Source organism: Candidatus Cloacimonadota bacterium, from assembly GCA_011372345.1.
Classification (GTDB): Bacteria; Cloacimonadota; Cloacimonadia; order Cloacimonadales; family TCS61; genus DRTC01.
The window spans coordinates 1-5,077 of sequence record DRTC01000201.1 but is presented as its reverse complement, the minus strand read 5'-3'; the positions used below and the strand labels follow the sequence as shown (position 1 = coordinate 5,077).

The window sequence follows — 5,077 nt, the reverse complement described above, 5'->3', positions numbered from 1 at the left end:
CGGCAGCCATACTTTTCCGGGCAATTCATCCTGTTTCCAAAATAGCTGACTTCAGGATTATTGAACACTCCCCAGCGAATAATCGATTTTGCTTTTATGGGTGAATAGAAGGCAACGATCGGTTTTTGTAATGAACCGGCGATATGAGTTGGACCGGTTGAGCTTCCTACAAAAATATCCGATTTTTGAATGATCGCTGCTAAATACAAAATTGAATCATGATTAATAAATATCCGAACCCGGTCAGATTTTAAAGGAGAGAAGTATTTTCTCATCGTTTCTTCATCACTTTTATGACCGCTGATAATTATCGAGTGATCACTCTTTTCCAACAATTCGAAGATGATCTTCCGGTATTGTTCATAAGATAAATTTTTGCCGGAATTTCCATAAAATGGATGGATCAAAACAGTTTTCCCGACTTTATTCCCTAAAATATTTTGAGCCTTTTGTAAATATTTTTTCTCGATATATATGTGTGTATCGAGTTCAAATTTATTCTCGAACTTTTTTTTATCGATAACCTTTATCAAATCCAAATTATATTCTGCTTCATTTTTGATGGATTTCGAGCGATTCTGCCGAATTCCTTTGTTGTAAGAAAAATACGAATGCCATTTGGAAAACGGTCCGATCCTGTATTTTGCTTTGGATTTTCGGGCAAGATAACCGGTTTTCTTATCCGAAAAAAGACTGATGAAATATTTCGGATTTTGTTGTTTGAGATATTTCGCCAGCTCCGTTAATTCATAATTATCTACCCTGATCGTTTCATCGATATAAGGAAGATTCTTAATGATCTCGTAATTATAATTTCTCACTAAAACGGTGATATAACTGTCTGGAAAGATATTTCTGACCATCTTTAAAGACGGAATACTTAATACAAGGTCTCCGATCTTATCGGTTCGGGAAATAATGATCCTAATTTTTGTCACTTTTGGTTTTTTCCCATATTTTCAGATATTTATAATAAACCGAAAATGCAGAATTGATAGATAAGATCAAACCGGTTTTTCCATCTAAAAATCCTGCTTTAAGAAAATACATTTCGAAAAATTTAGAAATGCCGTGAACAACAGCTTTATTCACACTTGCATTCTGCTTTTTATTAGATGCATCTGCTGCCGATAAAGACGAATAATGCTCCATCTTGTTTATATATGAAGTTAGATCAGGATAAGTATAGTGCTTTAAAATCTCGTTAATTTTGGATATTTTTCCTTTGATCTGAACCGATTCGTGAACCGGTTTGTCATTAAATCCGCCCTTCTGCCTGTTGAATAATCGCAACGGAAAATCCTTGTTCCATCCGCAATGTTGTATCCAGCGATCGAGATAAAAAGATCGTCTATTTATTCGATAGCCGTCTGCTCGAGGATTTTTCAATATCGATTGCATTTTTTTTTGAAGCTGCGGAGTAACCTCTTCATCTGCATCGATAGAAAATATCCAATTATATTTTGCTGTATTTACGGCTTTTTGTTTGGTTTTTCCGAATCCTAACCATTCTGTTTGGATGATCCGGCAATTATATTTCCGGCAAATTTCTACAGTTTTATCGATAGAATCGGAATCTACAACCACGATTTCATCCGCCCATTTCACGGATTCCAAACATCTTTCAATGTTACTTTCTTCATTTTTGGTGATGATGGTTACTGACAATTTATTCGACATTTTTCATGATCTCACAGAATTTTCGAAAGGCATCCTCTGGAGAAATTCCAAAAGATTGATCACCATTATATTTATAATCCGGATTTGTTAGATGAAAGTGGTTGGGAACAAATCCTTCCGGCGACCATTCCAGCGCACTCGTTCTTCCAAAAAAAGCCAAAGATGGTGTTTGTGTCGCAACGGAAAGGTGATTCACACCACCATCGTTGCAGATGAGTAAATCGATTTTTTTGATAAAAGCTGCACATTGATTAAAGTCAGTAGCCGGAGCTAAAATAGTTTTAGACTGCATTTGTTTCATAATATATTTCACATCTTCCAGTTCGGATGGAGCCCATAAAAACACGATTTCATACTTCTTTGTTGCGGCAATTTTATCAGCTAATTCTGCATAATATTCTTTCTTCCAGATTTTTTCGTGTGACGGGCTTCCCGGAGAAAAACAAATTACCGGTTTAGAAAAACTCATTTTCTCAAACCAGGAATTCACATAACTAATAGATACTTCTTTTATATGATAAAATAGTTCTACCGGTTGAGGTTTGATTCCGAGAGGTTTTAATATATCGTATCTTTCGGCAGCGCTATAATGGACTTTTCCTCTCTCAGCAAAAACATTATACAAAGCTTTCCCTTTCCCATTTCTCCAACCAAGTTTGTATTTTGCACCGGAAAACAGGATGGTCTGAACGGATAGATGAGCATTTTGCTGATCGATGATCAGATCGTATTTCCTGTGTCTGATATCAATGAACATTTTTATCCGGTTAAGAATGTCTTTTATTTTTTTTGCTTTTGGAATCGAAACGATTTCATCTATATTCGGATTTTTATCTAATATCTTATCGTAAGGATGAGACACGAGAAAATCTATCTTCCAATTGGGAAATCTCCCTTTTATCGCTTTCGTATAACCGGCAGTGATCAGAACATCTCCCCAAGGCTCGAACTGGATTATGAGTATTTTTTTGATCTCTGAAAGATCTATATTATTTATACTCGACATATTCTTTTTCTTCTATTAATTCAGAACCGAATTTCAGATTGATTTCCTTTTTGATCGCTGCCCGAACATCATTCTCAAAATAGACACTTCTCGCAAGCTGAACAAATTTATCATCAAAATTATTATTTGCTTCTTCGATTCTGATATCATCCTCGATATGCCAAAGCTTGATATTCACTTCTTTTAATCTTTTGAATTCATCCGAATCAACAGTGATCCCCAGAGAATTCATATCTTTTTTTAGAAGTTCATACTCTTTAACCACATTTGCGAGTTTCTGCGGATCAACAAACTTCTCCGTCTTGATTTCGAGAATCGTTACTTTATCAACTAATTCTCCGGTTGAAATTTCAATTTTCATCTTTCGTTCCTTTTTCCTTTCCGAAGCTTCCACGAGAGGAATTCTCTCAACTAATATTCGGAAAGTTATCGTTTATATTTTTTTTATCGGATAGTATTTTACTCTGCGTTTTTAAGAATCGTCGTTATGTAACTTCATGAAAAACAGATGTTTGAAGGGGGACAAAAAAACTGCAAAATTAGAATAAATTCAGACATGAGTTTGTGTAAAGTTTTGCATAAAGTCAAATCGGTATCCAATAGTTTTATAGTTCGTTTTTGTTCGTATTTGTTCGCTGTTTTTTTATAATCTTTCATAAAAAATAATACACTACAAAATTTAGAATTTTAATTCCAACTCAAAACTTTTTTTAATTTCTTCAAAAACAAATTCAGCCGAAATTTTATTCATACATTTTTTATTAAGGCAATCCAAATGCGGTTCTTCCGAACTGAAACAGGGAGAGCAATCGACAAGATTTACGATGTTCAGGTTTTCTTCATATTGAGATATTTCAGGGAGGATAAAACCACCGTAAATTATAACCGATCTCTTTTCCACGGCTTTTGCCAAATGCATCAATCCACCTTCTAACCCAATGAAAAACAGAGAATTTTTGATGATGGAAGCAGATTCTCTGATCTTTAATCCTCTGGCATCGAGGGTATTGTTTAACAATTTATCTGTTTTTGAGCCGATTTGCACAAATTTGATTGTCGGGAAATAGTTTCGTAATTGTTGAAATTTATCAAATCCCCACTCCTTTCTATTCGCACTGAAAGTTGATTTTCCCTGAGGACAAATAGATATATAAGGAAAGGAGTATTTTTTTTGAGCATTTTGAATTTCCTCTTTTTTCAGAAACATTTCAGGATAGAAAATCCTATCTTTGCTGACATAACTGCTTATTTGTTGATAAATTGAAAAAGTCGTATCTTTCACTATTTTATATTTTGGCAAAAGATGTCTGCTTGTGGTAGAAATGTGATATTTCGTAACCCAATCCACATTCGGATTATTGATAAACAGGTCTTTCCATTTGCTCTCGATGATGATCCTATGTTTGGGATATTTTTGTCGAAGACCTTGCAAAGAAACTGATAGAAGGAGATTGTCTCCCATAGCATCGGAAGTTCTTCTGATAAATCTTACTTTTGGTCGAAGCAGATAGTAAATAAATTTTAGATAATCAAACATGCTTGACCAATCTTTCATATAATTTTTCAAGTTTCTTGATCATGATATCTTCGGTAAATTTTTTATTCAGAGTAAGCAGAGCATTAGCGGAAAATTTCCGGCGAAGTTTTTCATTATTCATAAGGATCTCGAGTTTCTTGCTCAATAAATCGATATCACCAAACGGAATAAGAAATCCATTGAAATTATCCGAAATTATCTCGTTAATTCCACCGACATCGGTAGCAATGACCGGCTTTCCGGCAGCAAAATATTCGACTATCGAATTAGGAAATCCCTCGATTTCTGAGGTCAAAACCGCAATATCATAAATGGAAGCAGTTAAAATCGGGTCTGCTGTAAATCCTGTAAAAATGATGTTTTTCAGATTCAATTCTGATGCCAATTTTTCCAGATTTTTTTGCTTGGGACCTTCTCCGGTAATAACTAATTTCCAATCGGGATTTTTAATTGAAATATTTGCAAAAGCTTTTATCAGCAGATTAATGCATTTGATCTTTGAAAGATGAGCAGTGATGCCAATAATTTGATCTTCCTTTTTTAGACCGATCTCTTTTTTTCTTTTGATCATCTCTTTTTCGGTAAAATAATGTGGATTTCTGCCATTATAAATTGTCGTAAATTCTTTCATATTCAGCCATTCTGCTTGTAGCTCGAGTTTATCTTTGATCGCATCACAAGGCACGATGGAATGAGTTACAAAAAAATTATGATTGAATTTTGTTTTGAATCGATCAAAGAAATCTTTATCATTTCCCACTCTTCGAATATTTGGGACGACGCAAATTTTTGCAGCAATACCTCCAATACTTATTTCCTTCTCGATATTTGTAACTAACAGGTCGATTTTATTT

At 34.4% G+C, this 5,077-nt stretch carries 6 protein-coding genes; all 6 read right to left on the bottom strand.

Annotation, left to right across the window (positions count from 1 at the left end; genetic code table 11):
- Positions 1 to 938 (bottom strand): lipopolysaccharide heptosyltransferase family protein (locus tag ENL20_03945; GenBank protein HHE37707.1); only part of this gene is annotated, 938 nt, incomplete at its 3' end.
- On the bottom strand, positions 925 to 1,680 hold the full coding sequence (locus ENL20_03940) for a glycosyltransferase family 2 protein (protein ID HHE37706.1): 756 nt from the start codon (positions 1,678 to 1,680) through the stop codon (positions 925 to 927). The genes ENL20_03945 and ENL20_03940, both read right to left, overlap by 14 nt.
- On the bottom strand, positions 1,670 to 2,686 hold the full coding sequence (locus ENL20_03935) for a glycosyltransferase family 9 protein (protein HHE37705.1): 1,017 nt from the start codon (positions 2,684 to 2,686) through the stop codon (positions 1,670 to 1,672). The genes ENL20_03940 and ENL20_03935 overlap by 11 nt, the downstream gene beginning before the upstream one ends.
- Positions 2,670 to 3,047: a hypothetical protein gene (locus ENL20_03930; protein HHE37704.1), complete on the bottom strand. Its 378-nt coding sequence runs from the start codon at positions 3,045 to 3,047 to the stop codon at positions 2,670 to 2,672. The genes ENL20_03935 and ENL20_03930 overlap by 17 nt, the downstream gene beginning before the upstream one ends.
- Positions 3,048 to 3,365: 318 nt before the next feature.
- Positions 3,366 to 4,241, bottom strand: a complete 876-nt coding sequence (locus tag ENL20_03925; protein ID HHE37703.1) for a hypothetical protein — start codon at positions 4,239 to 4,241, stop codon at positions 3,366 to 3,368.
- Positions 4,216 to 5,077, bottom strand: an 862-nt coding sequence (locus ENL20_03920) for a glycosyltransferase family 1 protein (protein HHE37702.1), incomplete at its 5' end; no start/stop codon positions are given. The genes ENL20_03920 and ENL20_03925, both read right to left, overlap by 26 nt.